Source organism: Ornithinibacillus bavariensis (assembly GCF_050433565.1).
GTDB lineage: Bacteria > Bacillota > Bacilli > Bacillales > Amphibacillaceae > Ornithinibacillus > Ornithinibacillus bavariensis.
This window is the reverse complement of sequence record NZ_JBNPWZ010000002.1, coordinates 342140-360086: the sequence shown is the minus strand read 5'-3', so window position 1 is coordinate 360086 and position 17947 is coordinate 342140. Positions and strand designations below refer to the sequence as shown.

17 protein-coding genes are annotated in these 17947 nt (G+C 36.7%); 8 read left to right on the top strand and 9 right to left on the bottom strand.

Going from position 1 to position 17947, the window contains the following annotated elements:
• Positions 1-91: 91 nt before the first annotated feature.
• The 3 genes from HNR27_RS05665 to HNR27_RS05655 form a co-directional block, all read right to left on the bottom strand.
• The gene (locus HNR27_RS05665; RefSeq protein ID WP_429339072.1) at positions 92-1615 is read right to left on the bottom strand and encodes a PstS family phosphate ABC transporter substrate-binding protein; all 1524 of its coding nucleotides are present in this window, start codon (positions 1613-1615) and stop codon (positions 92-94) included.
• A gap of 103 nt (positions 1616-1718) precedes the next feature.
• Positions 1719-3215 carry an alpha-amylase family glycosyl hydrolase gene (locus HNR27_RS05660; protein WP_429339071.1) on the bottom strand — a complete coding sequence of 499 codons (1497 nt, stop codon included), beginning with the start codon at positions 3213-3215 and terminating at the stop codon, positions 1719-1721.
• A 142-nt stretch (positions 3216-3357) separates the two neighbouring features.
• Positions 3358-3723, bottom strand: coding sequence for a YisL family protein (locus tag HNR27_RS05655; RefSeq protein ID WP_212919249.1), 366 nt, complete (start codon positions 3721-3723; stop codon positions 3358-3360).
• 222 nt (positions 3724-3945) lie between these two features.
• Here HNR27_RS05655 and HNR27_RS05650 point away from each other — a divergent pair, with 222 nt between their 5' ends.
• The 7 genes from HNR27_RS05650 to HNR27_RS05620 all read left to right on the top strand — a co-directional run bounded on the left by HNR27_RS05650 (position 3946) and on the right by HNR27_RS05620 (position 7390).
• Positions 3946-5139: an ornithine--oxo-acid transaminase gene (locus tag HNR27_RS05650; protein WP_429339070.1), complete on the top strand. Its 1194-nt coding sequence runs from the start codon at positions 3946-3948 to the stop codon at positions 5137-5139.
• Positions 5140-5397: 258 nt separating this feature from the next.
• Complete coding sequence (locus HNR27_RS05645) at positions 5398-5610, top strand: spore germination protein (RefSeq protein ID WP_212919247.1); 213 nt, start codon at positions 5398-5400, stop codon at positions 5608-5610.
• 15 nt (positions 5611-5625) lie between these two features.
• The gene (locus HNR27_RS05640) at positions 5626-5826 is read left to right on the top strand and encodes a spore germination protein GerPB (RefSeq protein WP_212920016.1); all 201 of its coding nucleotides are present in this window, start codon (positions 5626-5628) and stop codon (positions 5824-5826) included.
• Between the two features lie 96 nt (positions 5827-5922).
• Positions 5923-6522 (top strand): spore germination protein GerPC, encoded by a 600-nt coding sequence (gene gerPC / locus HNR27_RS05635; RefSeq protein ID WP_429339069.1) that lies wholly within the window; start codon positions 5923-5925, stop codon positions 6520-6522.
• Positions 6523-6702, top strand: a complete 180-nt coding sequence (locus HNR27_RS05630; protein WP_212919245.1) for a spore gernimation protein GerPD — start codon at positions 6523-6525, stop codon at positions 6700-6702. It abuts the gene before it with no gap.
• A gap of 4 nt (positions 6703-6706) precedes the next feature.
• Complete coding sequence (locus tag HNR27_RS05625) at positions 6707-7102, top strand: spore germination protein GerPE (protein WP_429339068.1); 396 nt, start codon at positions 6707-6709, stop codon at positions 7100-7102.
• A gap of 69 nt (positions 7103-7171) precedes the next feature.
• Positions 7172-7390, top strand: coding sequence for a spore germination protein (locus tag HNR27_RS05620; RefSeq protein ID WP_429339067.1), 219 nt, complete (start codon positions 7172-7174; stop codon positions 7388-7390).
• Positions 7391-7440: 50 nt separating this feature from the next.
• On the opposite strand, the gene addA is transcribed toward HNR27_RS05620, so the two are convergent.
• The 3 genes from addA to HNR27_RS05605 all read right to left on the bottom strand — a co-directional run bounded on the left by addA (position 7441) and on the right by HNR27_RS05605 (position 15397).
• Complete coding sequence (addA, locus tag HNR27_RS05615) at positions 7441-11169, bottom strand: helicase-exonuclease AddAB subunit AddA (protein ID WP_429339066.1); 3729 nt, start codon at positions 11167-11169, stop codon at positions 7441-7443.
• On the bottom strand, positions 11162-14665 hold the full coding sequence (addB, locus tag HNR27_RS05610) for a helicase-exonuclease AddAB subunit AddB (RefSeq protein ID WP_429339065.1): 3504 nt from the start codon (positions 14663-14665) through the stop codon (positions 11162-11164). Before addB ends, addA begins: the two co-directional genes overlap by 8 nt.
• Positions 14666-14740: 75 nt before the next feature.
• The gene (locus HNR27_RS05605; RefSeq protein WP_429339064.1) at positions 14741-15397 is read right to left on the bottom strand and encodes a TVP38/TMEM64 family protein; all 657 of its coding nucleotides are present in this window, start codon (positions 15395-15397) and stop codon (positions 14741-14743) included.
• Between the two features lie 281 nt (positions 15398-15678).
• On the opposite strand from HNR27_RS05605, the gene HNR27_RS05600 reads away from it, so the two are divergent.
• Positions 15679-16068, top strand: a complete 390-nt coding sequence (locus tag HNR27_RS05600) for a YhjD family protein (RefSeq protein WP_212919239.1) — start codon at positions 15679-15681, stop codon at positions 16066-16068.
• On the opposite strand, the gene HNR27_RS05595 is transcribed toward HNR27_RS05600, so the two are convergent.
• The 3 genes from HNR27_RS05595 to lplA form a co-directional block, all read right to left on the bottom strand.
• Positions 16016-16540, bottom strand: a complete 525-nt coding sequence (locus HNR27_RS05595) for a competence protein ComK (protein ID WP_429339063.1) — start codon at positions 16538-16540, stop codon at positions 16016-16018. The two genes, HNR27_RS05600 and HNR27_RS05595, sit on opposite strands and share 53 nt — an antisense overlap.
• A gap of 119 nt (positions 16541-16659) precedes the next feature.
• On the bottom strand, positions 16660-16815 hold the full coding sequence (locus HNR27_RS05590) for a hypothetical protein (protein WP_429339062.1): 156 nt from the start codon (positions 16813-16815) through the stop codon (positions 16660-16662).
• Positions 16816-16941: 126 nt separating this feature from the next.
• Positions 16942-17937, bottom strand: coding sequence for a lipoate--protein ligase (gene lplA, locus HNR27_RS05585; RefSeq protein WP_429339061.1), 996 nt, complete (start codon positions 17935-17937; stop codon positions 16942-16944).
• Positions 17938-17947: the final 10 nt, after the last annotated feature.

Genomic DNA, 17947 nt, shown 5'->3' with positions numbered 1-17947 from the left:
GTTTTATACTTTCCTTTTAACACTCTCCTCCAGCTCTTTTCTGAAACTTCTTACCTACTCGATAAGACCTGTGAGTTATTTCTTTATTAATCTATATATCTTCCATTGTTAGCCCTTTAGGTGATTCCTCCCAGTATTCTTGCTCAGGATTATACCCTTCTTTCTGCCACTTTAATAGGACACTCTGATCCACAATCGTATTCGGTAATAGACGTAAAGCCTTAGGATTCTTAGCTGCTAAGTAATTTTTTGCATCATTAAAATCCTTTATTTGTGACTTTAACACCACCATTTCTGAATAGGTATAGGATTCACCTTGTTTCCCATTGAGGATAAGATACTTTCTTCTTAGAGTCGGTGCATCAATCTCCTGTGATGGTAAAACATATTCCTCTTCCAGTAGAACACGATAAATCTTATCAGTTAGAATAGAATATAATACATGTTCTTCTTCCTTCTGGATTGGTGCATAACCCGTTTTTTCTACGATAGTCTGTCCCTGTCTAGACAATATCCACTCCTTGAAAGGTTGTATATTTGAATTTGTACTTCCAGCTGTCACAGCATATATCTGATAAGTAATTGGATACTCTCCAGTCTTTATTGTTTCTATTGTTGGATATACATCATCAATAGCTAGATGGCGAATCGATTTATTTTGTACCATTTCCATCGAAAAGTTTCGAAAAGAATATCCTATTGCATTTTTAAAATTTTTATAATCTGCTGTTTCCTCAATGATCCCACCCATTAAACTAACAATATCATCTTTTGGCGGATTCATAATCGCTGTATCTCCCATCAATAATTGTAGAGCCGTTTGACTACCACTGTTTGCTGGTCGTTGAAACGCTCTAATAGAATCATTTTCTCCCCCTAATTCTCTCCAATTCTTTATTTCACCTGAATATATTCCTTTTATTTCCTCTAATGCTAAGTTGTCTATTCTATTCTTTGAATTAACAAAGAAAACAAACGCTTCCATTCCAATTGGAGTTAAGGTTAGGTTTACCCCGGAATTAAGGGCCTGTTCAATTTGCTCAGCGGACGGAGCTAGTGCAAAGATTATATCAGCGTCTTGATAAATTATATTTTCATAGGCATAAGGGGTCCTATTGGACATGATTTCACTATCGTACACATCATAATCCTTCTCTGGATAAGTAGCTTGTGCAAAGGCAGCGTATACGGGATAAATAGCAGTTGCTCCGTCAATTATCGGAAGGTCCCCTTCTATTTGAAAGAAAGAAGGTTCGTCTAAGGTTACCGCCTTTGTACCATTCTTAAATGGCTGATAATCATACAGATCAAGATCCGTGTTCATGGTAGGGATTCCTCTAACATATGCATTGATCCCTTCATTAATAACAACAGAAATTACTGCAATCGTAAAAAAACTAATGACATATTTTCGGAGCCTTTTCCCTTGCACAAATGGAAAGAATCCATTAAAAATAAAACATAAGATCCCTATTGCGAACAAGATAAAAAAAGGTATGTAAAAATTGCCCCCACCCAAAACCATTGAAATGAAAGACAACATGTACATGAAGATAGATATTGCAGTAGTAACTAGTATAAATAGAAATATTCGTAAACCAATAGAATCCTTCACATATAATCCCCCCAAAAGTATTGCATAGCGTAAATCAATTATACAGAATGTTCGTAACACTTACAATATAAGATAAGCAGCATCATTACAATGCTGCTCTCTCTTAATCATTCTCCTGTTTCCTTTGTTTCCATCCTAAATAAATAACTGCTACAAGAAATAAAACAAGAACAATGGCAATTGGAGCAATAAAAGCCCAATTTATTCCACTATTTTCCTCAACTATGTATACATCAACTGATTCCCGTTTCAAGCCAATCTTATATTCGCCATTATCTAATTGTCGGACAATATCATCGCCAAGAAGTCCTCGTAGTTGTAAGTTTGAATCCAAATCTGTAATAGAAACAGAGCGAAGTACACTATCATTATTAATAGCAATATACATCGTTTCGTCCTTATAAGTCCGTTTAAATACGAGCATCCCATGATCTGATCCTACTAATTCGGTATCCCCGTATTGGAGAGCTGGAAAATTAGTTCTTAATGATAATATTTTCGAATAGACTTCCTTTAGATCGGGGTCTCCACTGTTGAAATCTACCAGCTTCTCTGTTTCCTCTAAACCAACACCATACATTGGAATCTCTGAACCCTGAAAGATAGAAGTTACACCAGGACTAGTTAACATGTATGCTAAGGCAAGCTGCCACGTATTTACATCATCTCTTCCATTCATACCAGCAACTTGTGCAAATCGATCCATGACTTTGTTATCAACATAAATAAGTCCGTTCCTATTCCCAAGTTCCTGCCAAGTATGAAAAATGTCAGAAACGGGAGAATCAACATGAGATAATACCTCTACGATTTTCTTCGATAGCTCCGGATTTTCTACCACGTCTATTGAAGGTATTTGAAGGAGAGCATCGGGTGTCTTATCCAAGAGAACATTCGCAACTATGTACAGATCCTGTTTCTCTGTCTTAAGTTCATTGGTGAGTCTCTCCAAAAAAACAGGATTCGATTGGTCTGCTGCATGTAAGGTAAATCCATCTATATCCGTTTCATGAAGCCAATATTTTGCCACATCAATTAGCATATTCTGAACCTCTGGATTAGATTGATTTAATACAATGACACTATCAAGCCACGGTTCATTCGTTGAATCAACTCTCTTGTTTGATACTATCCAGTCTGATTTAGCAGTGTCGGTAACAATTGGGTTTGTGCTCGCCACATAATTGTTCACAAGCTCAATCATTACTTTCATATCTCGTTTATGTGCTTCACGTACTAATGCTTTCAGGTCCTCAATCGTCCCGAATTGTTCTTCGACAGAATAGAAATCTTCCACCCAATAACCGTGATAGCCATCTGTTGCATTTTCCATAATTGGAGATAAGGATATTGTTGTAAAACCTAAATCCTTTAAGTCATCGAGTTTTAATTGTATCCCCTTTAAGTCCCCACCATGAAAAGCATATGGATCATCTAAACGAACCTCTTCACTAAATGCATGGTCACCATTATTAAATCGGTCTACCAAAATGGAATAGATTATTTGTTCCTGTATGTCATTACCTTTCGCATATCCGATAGTTGGAAATATATATGTAAATAATAGAATTGCTGATGTTAGCATAATAAATTTCTTCATTTTTTTCCTCCAACTTTTTTGTCATTCTTTTCTATTATTAACCTTTCAGACAAATAGTCAATGATAACATCTAATTTGTAAAAAATTCTCCATAAAAAAACAGTCTCTTCAGACAAATAGCTGAAAAGACTGTTCCATTTTTTTACATAAAACCGCCTGGTAATCGGAAGAATCCTAAAGCAATAGTAATTGCAAACGCAATAACTAATTGAATCCATCCAGCCGTAGCGGAGTCACCATCTTTCGTTTTACCTAATGTCATCTCCATTGCAGCAATTACCCAAATACCAGCCAACCCTTTGATAATTGCCTCTACCATCATCGGGCTACCATTAAAGTAATTCTTGATTAGTAGTCCACCAGAAATTAAGATTATTAAATAATCTAAACGAAGTATCATTTGTACAATTTTTGCTGCTTTGTCTTTTCCTTGTTTATGTAGAACTAATGTAACAAAAAACAGTATGAATGCCAGAACCCATGCAGTAACATGTAAATGTGTATTCATTCTATTCCTCCTATGTATTATGAAATTTAGGGTCATACTACTTCTAATCTATCATACCATGTCCGTTAACTAATACATATGAAAAATTATTGACAAATACTGACGTTTTTATTCATGAGGGAGATGGATTAGACACGTGATCCTTGCTTCCAACAGGAACAACAAAATCTGTTTAATAAATCTCATAGTTATGTTACATTTTTAATATAGGAGGGATTTTTTATGACGTTAAGTGAATCTATTATGAAACAAACGGATACTTACGGTGCTAAAAACTATCACCCACTTCCGGTAGTAGTTTCAAAGGCAGAGGGTGTTTGGGTTGAAGATCCTGAAGGAAATCGATATATGGATATGCTTAGTGCTTATTCAGCAGTAAACCAAGGGCACAGGCATCCGAAGATTATTGATTCGTTAATCGAACAAGCAGGAAAAGTAACACTCACTTCCCGTGCATTCCATAACGACCAGCTTGGACCATGGTACGAAAAAATATGTAGAATTACAAATAAGGATATGGCATTACCAATGAATACTGGTGCAGAAGCTGTTGAAACTGCAGTAAAAGCAGCACGTAGATGGGCTTATGATGTCAAAGGTGTTCCTGAAGGTAAAGCTGAAATTATTGCCTGTGAAGGAAACTTTCATGGTCGAACAATGTTAGCGGTTTCGCTTTCTTCAGAGGCTGAATACAAACGTGGTTTCGGGCCAATGCTACCAGGTATCAAACTTATTCCTTATGGTGACATCGAAGCATTAAAGGCTGCAATTACTGAAAATACAGCTGGTTTCCTTTTTGAACCAATTCAAGGAGAAGCTGGTATCGTAATTCCACCAGAAGGTTTTCTAAAAGAAGCATATGAAGTATGTAACGAAAATAATGTTCTTTACATTGCCGATGAAATTCAAGCAGGTCTTGGCCGTACTGGTAAAATGTTTGCTTGTGATTGGGAAGCCGTTGAACCAGATATGTATATACTTGGTAAAGCACTTGGTGGTGGTGTAATGCCAATCTCCTGTGTAGTAGCAAATAAAGATATCTTAGGAGTATTCAATCCTGGATCACACGGTTCTACATTTGGTGGAAATCCTCTTGCATGTGCAGTGTCCCTTGCTTCCCTAGAGGTTCTATTAGAAGAAAATTTAGCCGAACGCTCACTTGAGCTTGGGAACTATATGATGAGTGAATTGAGAAGCATTAACAATCCAAAGATTAAAGAAGTACGAGGAAAAGGCTTATTTATTGGCGTTGAACTAACCGAATCTGCAAGACCTTATTGTGAAGCGCTAAAGGAAAAAGGCCTATTATGCAAAGAAACGCATGAAAACGTAATTCGTTTTGCACCTCCATTAGTTATTGAACAAGATGATTTACAATGGGCAATCGAACAAATTAAAGATGTACTAAAGGGTTAACTGTATGATGCCGCATATATACTATGTGCGGCATATTTTCATGTACTTTTAATTTTTGGATTCATCGTTTGAATTATTGACATGCATTCTATATTTGGAGGTATCTCTTTTATTTCTTGGGGTGCATACTTTCCTTAGTCTGGCGTAATCTCCCGTTTAACAGGCTCATCACTCCTGATTACTAGATGAATGATTATCTCATTCACACCCTTCAACAATTCCCCAATCCAACATAAACTAACTATGAGGAGGATTCATATGCCAGCGAATGTAGGAGCTGTAAAAGTAAACAACGTTTCATCATCTGCAGTATTTAATATTGGTGATGTATTTTCTATAAACCCAGTGAGTTCAGCGAAGACATATACTGGTGGTGGATCTTTTAATACTGGTAATGGGACACGTGTTCAAATCAGTAATTCTTATAATTATGTATACGATAAAGATATTATCGACCAGGAGACCAAATAAATTGGAGTGAATATGATGAATATTACGGTTCACCAATCCATCCATATCAATCTAATAAAGGTTGGATCCATAGCTAACTCATCTGTTTTACAAATTGGTAGTAGTGGAGCAATTCAGGCAAGGTCCGAGCTTTATAACACTGGTGGATATACGGAACCTGCTGAAGCAGCAGAAATAGAGGAAGAAGCAATTCCAATAGTTCCCCTAGCAAGGTAAAAATTGCACAACTATTAACATACTGCATAAGATAATCTTAGGCATTAGCCCACATAACAGAAGGGCTAAATGGTACTAGTGAAGGGGAATAAAGAAATGAATATGTATGGATGGAACAACAACTATAATTATGTCTACGAACTGCAGCAAATTGCAGCAAATCAGAATCAACAAATTAAATTACTTGAAGAGAGAATTAATGAATTGGAGAAACAAATACAAGCAAATAGTGGTACTTCAATTGACAGGATCGAATACCATTTTGATCAGCTAAAAATTGAACGTTTGGAAGGAACACTTCATATCGGATTATCTCCTCAGGAGCTTGCAAATATTGATGATTTAAATATACCAAATCCAACTGTACAGAATAACCCAACACTACCAGCAATTTATCAGCAATCCCTTATCCCTAATCTTTACGGATTTGTCAATGAACAAGGTCCAGCAATCATACAACGTCTTTCTAAACAGTACAATAAACCAGTTGATAAAAGACTGGAAGGAGATATGATCCATGATATGTTAGGTCAAATTCCTGACAGGGTAAAGTTTTATGATAAAGAGGCTAGAGAGCAACAATTGACAGATCCAAGTCAAATCGAGAGTTATATAGCTGATCAAATAAAAAAAGAGATTTACCTTTCTCTAGAACGATTCATGGCAAAATCTAATACTGAAAAAGGAGAGGACTAGATGAATATTGAGGTGCATAACTGGGGAATATGTGTTGGAAATGTCGGTATTGAAGCAGTTGCCTCATCCTCTGTTTTCCTAATAGGAGATAATAAGGAAATGAAATTATCTTCTTTTTTTGATACTCCCCCAGAATCGTATATTGTTGGGGCTTTAGTTCCACTAGCTCCTCAAACATAATGGGGTGATACCTATTCTACACCGGCTAGTTCAAATTAAAGAAGTAGATTTAAATACGATGACCTTTAGTGGAATATTTAATATTGGAGACACCGTTAATTTTTCCCCAAGGTCAAAAGCTATCGCTGTACAACGTGAAGGAAATGTATGGAATACAATGTATGATGTCCATTATCATTATTATCCCATTTTTCAGCTACCAGCAAAGTGGATAGAGAACCCGATACCAGTAGTCTCAAAAAACAACCATCATGACGGTATCATTTCTGTAAATTGTGTATCGATCCAAGCGGTAACTCAAGCAGCTGGAGTCCAATTTGGTGGAATTGATTATATTAATGCGGAATCGAGAATAAAACATATTCGAATAATTAAACAAGAAGAGGAAAATATGGACTAGAGTATACACGCATTTTCATCCTTTATCATATTTTAAAGTAAATTCTTATTTTTTTAGTAGGTGTATTACATGCCATCAATTGTCGGGCCAATCAAAATTAATAATGTAGGTGGCGGTGTTGTAAATTTTGGGGATGCTTTTTATCTTTCTCCAAAGAGCTCGTCTAAAACATCTGCTGGCTCAGGATCTTTGAACACTGGGGACTTCATTAATACGAATACAGGGGCAAACCTAACAAATCCTATTGACCCAGATGTCAATGATCAAAATCAAACAGCCAATGCATAAGAAATCCGTCTCTAAAAGGAAAGGATCTTTTGAAGAGACGGATTTTTCTTTTATGATACTTTTACTAATAATTGTTTGCTAAAGAAGTATAGATACGTTTCCTTTACTGGGGCTTTCCATATGGTTTCAAGTGCATGCCGGTATAGATCTAGCTGGACCTTATATCGGTTCACCAATTTTTGTATAACTGCATCAGTGACCTCTTGTTCAATAAAGTCTGTCTTATAATCTAAGATTATCCAACCATTATTAGATGGTATTAACACATCAAATACTCCCTGTACTAGCACCTGCTCATCGGTCTCGCTTTGCCAATTAGCATAGACCTCACTGGCAGGAAGTGTAATACTAAATGGAACTTCACGATATAGTGTTTCAACGGTAAGCATATGTTCAGCAATTTCTGTATCAAAAAATTCCACTATTGCCTTCACATCAATTCCGTCCGCTTCTGGTCTTCTCAGAATCTCCCGTTCTACTAGCTTTTCTACAAATTCAAAAACTTCCTCTTTAGACATCTTTCTTTTAAAGGGAAGATGCTGCATTACCGTATGCATTGCTGTACCTTTTTCAGCGGCGGAAAGTGTCTTTTCCTTTTGCAAAAATAATGGTTTTCTTACTATAGGTGTCTGAAATGGTTGTAGTATTTGAGTTGCACTATACTCATCCTTTATTTGTCGCTGGCGCTTAATCTCTGTGACACTTTGCTTTGCTCTTGACTGTGCTGCTTCTGTATAAGGGTATTGGTAAGACAATCGTTCATTAACAAAGTGATCCATGGTTGAACTATCTAATTCTACCGGTTGCCACATGTTAATTCTTTCTTTTAACTTTACGTCTTCCTCCACTAATTCCTCTTCATAATTCGTTAGTTCACTTCCATGAAGAATTGTAATTTCCCATTCAGATGGATCAACACGAATTTCTTCTAATACAGCATCCAACACTTCCTCTGTACGTAAAACCTCTGTTTGGTGATGTCGCATGAGTGCAGGGCCAACCCAATCTAGATAAGAGGTTGAACGGATACGAAAATGAGCTGGAAGTATCCACTCTGAATGCTCCATAATGGACTCCCATTTTTCCTGTTTCTTTGTAAAGGAGGCAACATTTCCAACCATAACAAGCTTTTCTCTTGCCCTTGTTAATGCTACATAGAGTACACGCATTTCTTCGGCAAGTAGCTCTCGCCTTTTTTCTTCTTTTAACGCATGGTAGAACAAGGTTGGGTATGTTATTCTTTTCGCGGGATCAATGTATTTTGAAGCAAATCCTAGGTCTTTGTGCAACAAATAATTTTGTCTTAAGTCTTGCATATTAAATTGCTTATCCATTGCCCCAACAATAACAACCGGGAATTCTAGTCCCTTACTTTTATGAATCGTCATAATCCGAACGACATCTTCCTGTTCACTTAATGCCCTTGCTGCTCCAAGATCATCTCCCTTTTCCTCCATTCTCTCTATAAAACGAAGGAAGCGAAATAATCCTCTGAAGGAAGTATTCTCATAGCCTCTTGCACGGTCATATAATGCTCTTAGATTTGCCTGCCGTTGTCTACCACCAGGCATTCCCCCAACAAAGTCATAATATCCTGTCTCACGATAAATTTGCCAAATCAATTCCGACAATGCTCCTTGTCTTGAAGCAAGTCGGAATTGATCGAGCAGTTCTGTAAAACGAACTAATTTTATCGATATTGGATCCTCGTTCTCTTGAAGATACTTCTCTACAGCCGCGTAATACGAATTGCGTCTGTCTGCTAGTCGTACCTTAGCTAGTTCATTTTCGTTTAGCCCAACAATTGGTGATTTCAGAACAGAAGCAAGTGGAATATCCTGTCTAGGATTATCAATAACCTTTAAAAGATTCATCATAATCTTCACTTCGATTGCTTCAAAATATCCAGTTGAAAGCTCTGCATAAACAGGAATTCCTTGTTTTTTTAGCTCATCGACAATTGTAGGTGCCCATGTCATGGAACGTAAGAGAATAACAATATCTCGATATTGTACATCCCGGAGCTTTTCCGTTGCTTTATCTACAACCTGAAGAGGTGCTTTACCTTGCGTTCCAATCCATTGCTTTATCTTCTTCGCATATACCCTCGCCTCAAGCTGAGCATACTCTAGATCCTGATAATTTTCCTCTGCATCCTCATCTTCCTGCATAATTTCTTCAGGCATCTCTCTGTCAATTATAATAAGCTCTGGATTTGGTTCTGCCAATGGCAAATTGTCATACATTTTATTAGCGTAAATTAACTCTGCATCCTGGTCATAGTTTATTTCTCCAAGATTCTCATCGAGTATCTGTCTAAAAATATAATTAGCACCTATCAATACAAGTTCACGGCTTCTAAAATTACTAGCCAAATCAATTCGAGTCCTTGAGCTACCTTCCATAGCAAAACGTTTATACTTCTCGATAAAAAGAGATGGCTCTGCATGTCTAAAGCGGTAGATGCTCTGTTTTACATCGCCTACCATAAACATGTTTCCAGATCCTACCTGATCACTTATCAAAGTTAAAATAGTTTCTTGTACTAAGTTTGTATCCTGATACTCATCTATTAATAGTTCACTAAATTGTTTCTGCAAATTTTTTGCTACATTCGATGGCTTTGGCGCATCTATCGTAGATGGCTCTCCTTCGATTAATAGTTGCAAACATAAATGCTCTAAATCTGAAAAGTCTACAACAGCTTTCTCACGCTTCGCCAAAGTAAATCGTTCCATGAAATCCTTCACAATTTCTGTAAGTGATTTAACCACTGGAGCTAATTCCCTCATGTCCTCTATATGTGATACAAGATTACGATTAAACCAGTTACTTTTCACCTTGTTCCAGCGAGCCTTGTAGCTGTCACGCAGCTTTTTCACTTTACTTTTTTTATCTTCATTGCAATCTTGTTTTTTCGTAGAGAGTCGAGAAAAATCATTAGTTGTCATAAATACTTGAAGCTCTTCCCATTTATCTAATAAAGAAGTTGCTTGCTTAAGCATTTCCATATCAGCTAATATCGTTTCCGTATATTGATATGGGCCGTCATTTTCCTTCGTTAATTTAAGCGCATGAGTCATTTCTTGTTCTATACCGCTAAACGTATCCTTTAGTTCCCGTTTAATAATTTGTAACCAGGGTAACTGATCCTCTGACCAATTTTCAGGAATCTGATAAACTGCAGCTAATTCATCGAGCCATGCATTTGGCCATGGGCTTTGAATTGCAAAATTATAAAGGGATAGAACTAGCTTTTCTACATCCACATCGTTTCGATCTCCAGAAAAACGATCAACCACTTGAAAAAATTTCTCCTGGCCATCCCCTTCTTTACCATACCAGTCCTCAAATAAATCATCGAGAACATCTTGCTGCATAAGATCTGCTTCCATATCATTTGCAATGCGAAAACTTGGATCAATGTCGAGTAAGTATGCATATTGTTTCACGATATCTAAGCAAAAGGAATGTAGTGTTGATATCGATGCACGCTGTAAAAGGGATAATTGCTTTTTTAAATGAACTGATGTTGGATCTTGTTCTAATGCTTTTTCTAGGGCAAGTCCAACACGATTTCGCATTTCCTGTGCAGCAGCATTTGTAAACGTTACAACGAGAAGGGAATCAATATCAACTGGTTTTTCTTTTTTTAATAGCTTTTGAATAATTCGTTCTACAAGTACTGCCGTTTTACCTGAACCTGCCGCTGCTGCAACTAATACATCACTGCCTTCCGTATAAATAGCTGCTTCTTGTTCTTTTGTCCATTTAACCATTGATATCCCCCTCCTTTTCTCTTAGTTTCTCTAATACCTCATCCTCTTTCATTTCGGACAATCTTCTAAAATGATTGGTTTCAAGGGAGGTGTCAAACTGACATACAGATAGAAACGGGCAGAATGTACAAGCTACCTTTTGCTTTCTTTGATACGGATTTAAGTGAACAGCTCCACTCGTAATATCAATCCCAGCATGTAACATGAGATCATGAATATGATTCCGTAAGTCTTGAAATGTCTCATTACTTGCGATTTTAGAGTCAGATCGGAATGCTCCGTCCTTTTTCAAACCAGCTGGGATAATTTGACTAAATCCAGTATTCAGAGATGTATCCATCATCTGAATAACTTCTTCGTTATTAATCAATAAGCCTTTCATTTTGTAACTCTTAAATATTTCTTCCTCTAATTTTTCATCAGACAATCGGGAATCACCTGTGATCATCGGATTGTGTACATGAAAATAAAGTACACCAGCTGGTGTCGCTTTTTTTCCTAACCAGCTCTCCGATTGGGATAAGACAACATCTAGATAAGTAAGCATCTGTAAAGCAATTCCATAGTATACATCTACCATGTCTAGTCCTCTTGCACTAGATTTATAATCGATGATTCGCAAATATAAATCCTCTTGATTGATTGCTTTATCTACCCTGTCAATCCGACCGCGAAGCCTAATTTCATATCCGTTTGGTAATGTCAATGTTACAGGCTTTAATCGATCTTGCTTAGAACCAAAGCCAAGCTCTAAACCAACAGGTGAAAAATGACTTAATCTTGCCTGTTCACTGAGGACATAGGCTGCTCGTGCAATTACCTGCTGTAACTTGTATTGAATATATTGATACCTATTGGTACTATGCAAAATTTGATGCTGTAATATTGGAGCAAGAGTCGTAACGGCACGTTCTGCATAAGCATCGGTATCCTTTTTAGATAAAATGGCAAAATCTCGTCCCTCTTCTTGTATCCATTCGGTAATCATTTTCAATGCCTCATGAAAAAGGTTCCCAATATCTGGTGCATCTAATTTATATGTTCTTCGTTCATTTAACCCTAAACTATATTTTGCAAAATGCTGATACGAACAGCTGTAATAAGTTTCTAATCGAGAAACACTTGCCGTTAGTTCTCTCGGATATAGTTGTTCAACTGTTGCTGTATCCATGTTTGTTGGTGTATTTTCATAATATAAACTCTGTAATATGGTGTACGTTGTATCATACTTACTATGATTCTCCATGTACCAATTTAAGACATGCCACCATACAGGCTTTACAGGGTATCCTTTTCTACTTCTAGCTAGCTGAGTTGTGAGCGCAGATCTTGTTTTAATAGGCGTAGTAATAAAACGGTCTGCTTCAAATAACTCATCCGGATCCTGCAATAGAAGATGCTCTTTACAGGATGGAAACATATCCTCCATCCGTTTGATTAGCTGAGATGGCATTTTCGCTTTTCCTTCCTCATCACTTAGCGGATAACTAACCCACAAATAATCAGAAGCAGATGTAAAGGCTAAATACATGTAGAACCAGTCATCTAAAAGCTGTCTTTTACTTGTATCCGCAAGCTTCATTCCGCTCGATGCTAATAATTCACGCTCCACCTCGTTAATCATTCCATCTGATGGGGGCTTTAATGGCCATACCCCTTCATTAACACCTACTAAGAATGAGCATTTGATTCCACTAATTCGCGAACGGTCAATGGTTCCAACAATTACATGGTCGATGCTTGGAGGTACGTGGGAAAACTTTAACGTTTCTAGCCCTGCATCTAGCGTAACACGGAAGGTCGATAAGGACATCCCTTCACTTCCTGACAACTCCACCATTTCATCCAATAGATCAATGATGGCATTCCAGACCTGCTCCTGTTCACGTCCCTTTTCTAGTTGACCACTCTCATCAAAGTAGGTTCTCATTTCCTCAAGTTTTGCTGATACCCCTATGTTCTCTAATAAGGTAAACAGGACTAAACAAATTTCCTGTATAGTTTCTGCGGCTCTAATAGCTTCGTCAAAGCTACCTAGAGCTTGTATCACCTGCTTACGATAGCGATTGATTCGTATTTGCATTTCCTTTTCAATATCTGTCTGTGTTGCTTGTTCAAAGCCACGGAATCGCTGGAAAATCCAATCATCCTTACTTAGCCACTGCTTTCTTGTCCGAATTCCATATTCTAAGCAATAGTTTTCTAGCTCATCAATTGCATCACTGGTTAAAGGATATTCTTTATCAGTAGCTGGAATAAATCCCGTCTTCAGCATACGAAAAACTGCATCATACCGCCAGTTGGCCTCCACTACTTCTAATACAGAACGTATAAACTCTATCAAGGAATGGTTTAACATCGTCCGTTTTTCATCAATGAATACAGGGATATGGTAATCCTCAAAAATAGTTGAAATAATATCCTGATATGTTTCTGTTTGACGGATCAATACTGCTATATCCCGATAGCGGTAATTTTCTTCACGAACTAATCGCAATATCTCCTGTGCAACCCCTTCAATTTCCGCACGTGGATGTACTGCTTCTGCAAGGAGTATAGGAGCATCACCATGAAAAGCTCTCGCCGGACGTACATCAAAATAACGCTCCAAATGAATGAAATACGGTCTATTCTGAAATCCACTATCCTCAGGGTATAGAACTACGTGATCCTCTATTTTAATGTCATTCAATTCAGCAATTTGCTTTAAGGTTTGATAGGTTTCCTTTGTCTGATGAAATAAATCTAAATCAGAAATAATTGGACTATCCACATGGTCTACTGTTAATGATACTGTCACATGCTTACATTTTTTTAGTAGTGTTTCTACTACTACTAATTCTTTTGGTGTAAACCGGTGGAATCCGTCAAAATAGATTTCCGCACCTTCTAGAGATTTTGCCTCTTCTATCTTCTCCGCTAAAAGACTCAATTGATCCTCACTATCAACATATTGACCGGATAATGCTTGTCCTAATTTTTCATAGATAAAATGGAGGTCATCTAGTTTTTGTACTAGAGAAACCTCCCCTGGCTCCTTATGAGCATATTGATTTATCCAATGTCTTTGTGCAAGTAAAGCCTCTGGAGATATGTCATATCGCTTGAATTCCGTGATGATTTTCTCAAGCTGATTCAAAAAGCCCTGTTTCTCAACTGCTTTTTGGAAAACCTGCCAATCCCCTTCTTTTTCCTCAATAATTTTTCGGAGCATCATCTGTATTCCTACAGAGCTAATAAATTTCCTTGTAGCACCTCCCGTTTCCTGTAAAATTATCCAAGCTAAACGAGAAAAACTTGTTACTTGTGTTCGAATACTCCCTTGAAATCCTCGGTCTCGGAACAAGGCATACTCCTGTTCAAAGGTCATTTGATCTGGAACAATATAAAAAATCGGCGGACCCTGGGGGTTACCTATTGATTTTTCTTTTATTTCTTTGTATGCATAGTTACTTTTTTCAGTTCCTGACCTACCTATAATAAATCGGAGCCCCATCTAAACGCCCTCCTCACTAATGAAAAAAACTCCTGACTAATTACATGTTCAAGACAGAAGTTTTTGATTTTAAATTTATTCTTTCTCAGCGTCAGTAGTTTCTTCTTTTTGCATTGATTTAGAATGTAACTTTTTTTCTATGAATTTACCTACTAACCAGAAAAGCGCAATACATATTCCTACTACAATTGTTTTCGTTGGATTTTGAGCAAATGATACAATACTAGATCCTATATAAGAAATTGAAAATATCATAACAGATTTACCAAGCAATACCGCTAAAATAAACTGATACATATTTATTTTCGATAAGCCTGCTACAACATTAATAACAGAGGATGGCGAAAACGGAAAGCACAAGAGCAAAAACAATGGTCCAAATCCGTGTCTTTCTAGCCAGCCTGTTACTCTATTTACTTGTTTATTCTTGCGGATCTTCACAAAGATTTTTTTGTCCCCTAAATTTCTAACAATCAAGAATACAATTATAGCACCTGCACTAGAACCTGCCCATGAAAACAAAAAACCTTCCAGTAAACCATAAGCTGCAGCATTTGCCATTACAAATACAACTAACGGTAAAAAGGGAAGAAAAGCTTCTATAAATGGTAACAATATTCCGGGTAATGGCCCTAAGCTTTCATAATTCTTTAGTAATTCCATTATGTACTGATCGAGTTCATCATTTCTAGCAGCATTCTGCCAATCTGTTATAATACTAAACAAATTCATCCAGTAAATCTCCTCATCAAGGCCTTTATATGTACTAACTTTATTTTAATAGAATTTCCCTGTTATGAAAAGCTTTAACCAAGTTTCATTCACTTATAAACGTTTTTAACACAAAAAAATAAGCCTCTACCCTTCCTTAATCAATTAATTAATATACATTCCTGTTTATTATAGTACATTAGCATACGTTAACGTTTCTCCACATTTTTTTGCTTTTCAGTGTATTTTTTGCTTATTTTGGCGTATAATAGAACAAACGTTCCTAAAATGGAGGGTAACATATGCGCTATCTGACAGATGAAGAATTAAACATAGCTACTCGCTTTCTTTTTCTCTCGATGGCAATTGTCGTGATACAGCAAGATATAGGAAGCATCCAAAAGGGTCCCTTTAAAATAAAGGAACCATATATCCAGCTTTTGGAAAAGATGAATTCCAATGCCTTGACAGAGCGCCGACAATTACGTTCTACAATGGAAAAGAAAAAGCTTAAGGTAATGCTTTTAAATAAAAATGATTCCTTTTCTTCCTACCTTTTTATATGCAAAGGAAAAGAGGAAAAGCGAAATTACTTTAACCCAGCTATTCGAAAAAAAGTGCAAGAAATAGTACAGGAAATTATGTGGAAGTCCTTGTCCCCGGAACAGTCTTTGGTTGCTGCAAATGCCTGATTCGATTGTCTAATAAGTAACGAAATTGTGCGGTTCGATGTATTTGATTCATTACTGATCCATAGGAAGCGTCTAAAATAATCCGCTTTCCATTCCTGAAGATAATTTCAGTAGTTTCATTGGTCGCACGGCTGACATGTTCAATATGGGAATGGGCAATCCATGAGCATTTTGCATTTGTTGGAGATGTTGTCGGGAAGAAATACATGCCACTGGAAGGATCAATCGATATTGGGGCCTTATGGGTAATTCCACAAATATCTCGCGTCCCGTCTTGTCTGCCCTTAAGACTGGAACCGAAGAACTTACAGGCATGATCGATGAGTTTGCTAGGAGGTTGTTCTACCATATATTCTGCTTCTTCCTCTAGAACAACAGTATGTACAATTCCTTTTGCACCTTTTTCTGCAACAACTGCAAGGGTGCATGGGGTAATTTCGTGTAACGGGGAGTAAAATTCATCTATTAGCATGATAATCATCCTTTCATTTCGATATGAAAGGGTGAGGCTTATATGTATTAATGTAGCAAATAAATCACTAAATTGATACATATAACAGCCATTTTTCAACAAAATTCACTTTTAAAGCTTTATTCCTTCTCATTTCCATGATTTTCGGAAATATTTCCATATACTGCTTCTTTTTCTAGCTTCAAATCCCTGTGATATGTCTCTTTTGCTAGGAGAAAATCGGGATTTAAAAACGTAAATGTATTTAATTCTGGGATATCTTCTTTTCTAACCATTTCGTCCCTCCTTAGAATAAAGTATGGAGTATTTTCCATTTTTTCATACAAGTATACTAAAAACACTTCAAAGTTAGATACTGACACTAACGTTTGAAGTGTTTTAACTTTAGGGATATATTTTTATTAATAAAGTAAGTTAACGAGGTCTTCTTTCGTAATTTTACCTAAATAATGTGCTACATCAATCTCTTTTAATGCTTCTTCAATAGCATTTTTATCATGACGTACACCGATTAATTTATTTTCTAGATCTTTTACTTCTCCAAGACCAAAGAAGTCTCCATAAATCTTACAGTTTTCAATTATACCTTTGTTCACATCTAGGCGGACATCCAATAAACCAGATGGAAACTTATGAGATGCTTGTACATTAAAGGCAGGTGATTTTCCATAATTCCATTCCCATTTTTGGTAACGTTCTTCTGAGATTTTGTGAATATTATTCCAATCTTCTTCTGTTAATTCATAGCGTGGAACATCCCTCACATCTTCTACCTGGAAAATATGCTTTAATATACGCTCTTTAAATTCTTCCATTGAAATGTTCTCTTCAAGAAACTCAGAAATATTAGCAACACGGCTTCGGATAGATTTAATTCCTTTGGATTCAATTTTCTCCTTTTTCACCTTTAAAGCTTTAACGACATTTTCAATTTCTGAGTCAAGCATCAATGTCCCGTGACTGAACATACGTCCTCTTGTTGAGAACATCGCATTACCAGAGATTTTACGCCCTTCTACAACGACATCATTTCGTCCTTGAAGCTCTGCGGGAACACCCAATTCATTTAACACCTCAATAACTGGCTTTAGGAACTTTGCAAAGTTATGAAAGCTTTCTCCATCATCTTTTGTAATGAAACTAAAGTTTAAGTTTTGTTCATCATGGTAAACTGCTCCACCACCCGAAAGACGACGAACTACTTTAATACCGTTCTTCTCTACGTATTCTGTGTTAATTTCTTCAATAGTATTTTGGTTTCTGCCAATAATGATAGAAGGCTTATTAATATAGAACAGTAGGTATGTATCCTTCTCACCAAAGTTTTGCAAAATGTATTCCTCTATTGCTAAATTTATCATTGGATCTGTAATACCTTGGTTATCTATAAATTTCATGATAATCCCC

Excerpts from the sequence above, each read along its gene's own strand:
- HNR27_RS05660 (WP_429339071.1), bottom strand. The coding sequence starts at position 3,215 with ATGAAGAAATTTATTATGCTAACATCAGCAATTCTATTATTTACATAT.
- HNR27_RS05655 (WP_212919249.1), bottom strand. The coding sequence starts at position 3,723 with ATGAATACACATTTACATGTTACTGCATGGGTTCTGGCATTCATACTG.
- HNR27_RS05650 (WP_429339070.1), top strand. The coding sequence starts at position 3,946 with ATGACGTTAAGTGAATCTATTATGAAACAAACGGATACTTACGGTGCT.
- HNR27_RS05645 (WP_212919247.1), top strand. The coding sequence starts at position 5,398 with ATGCCAGCGAATGTAGGAGCTGTAAAAGTAAACAACGTTTCATCATCT.
- HNR27_RS05640 (WP_212920016.1), top strand. The coding sequence starts at position 5,626 with ATGAATATTACGGTTCACCAATCCATCCATATCAATCTAATAAAGGTT.
- gerPC (WP_429339069.1), top strand. The coding sequence starts at position 5,923 with ATGAATATGTATGGATGGAACAACAACTATAATTATGTCTACGAACTG.
- HNR27_RS05630 (WP_212919245.1), top strand. The coding sequence starts at position 6,523 with ATGAATATTGAGGTGCATAACTGGGGAATATGTGTTGGAAATGTCGGT.
- HNR27_RS05620 (WP_429339067.1), top strand. The coding sequence starts at position 7,172 with ATGCCATCAATTGTCGGGCCAATCAAAATTAATAATGTAGGTGGCGGT.
- addA (WP_429339066.1), bottom strand. The coding sequence starts at position 11,169 with ATGGTTAAATGGACAAAAGAACAAGAAGCAGCTATTTATACGGAAGGC.
- addB (WP_429339065.1), bottom strand. The coding sequence starts at position 14,665 with ATGGGGCTCCGATTTATTATAGGTAGGTCAGGAACTGAAAAAAGTAAC.
- HNR27_RS05605 (WP_429339064.1), bottom strand. The coding sequence starts at position 15,397 with ATGAATTTGTTTAGTATTATAACAGATTGGCAGAATGCTGCTAGAAAT.
- HNR27_RS05600 (WP_212919239.1), top strand. The coding sequence starts at position 15,679 with ATGCGCTATCTGACAGATGAAGAATTAAACATAGCTACTCGCTTTCTT.
- HNR27_RS05595 (WP_429339063.1), bottom strand. The coding sequence starts at position 16,540 with ATGCTAATAGATGAATTTTACTCCCCGTTACACGAAATTACCCCATGC.
- HNR27_RS05590 (WP_429339062.1), bottom strand. The coding sequence starts at position 16,815 with ATGGTTAGAAAAGAAGATATCCCAGAATTAAATACATTTACGTTTTTA.
- lplA (WP_429339061.1), bottom strand. The coding sequence starts at position 17,937 with ATGAAATTTATAGATAACCAAGGTATTACAGATCCAATGATAAATTTA.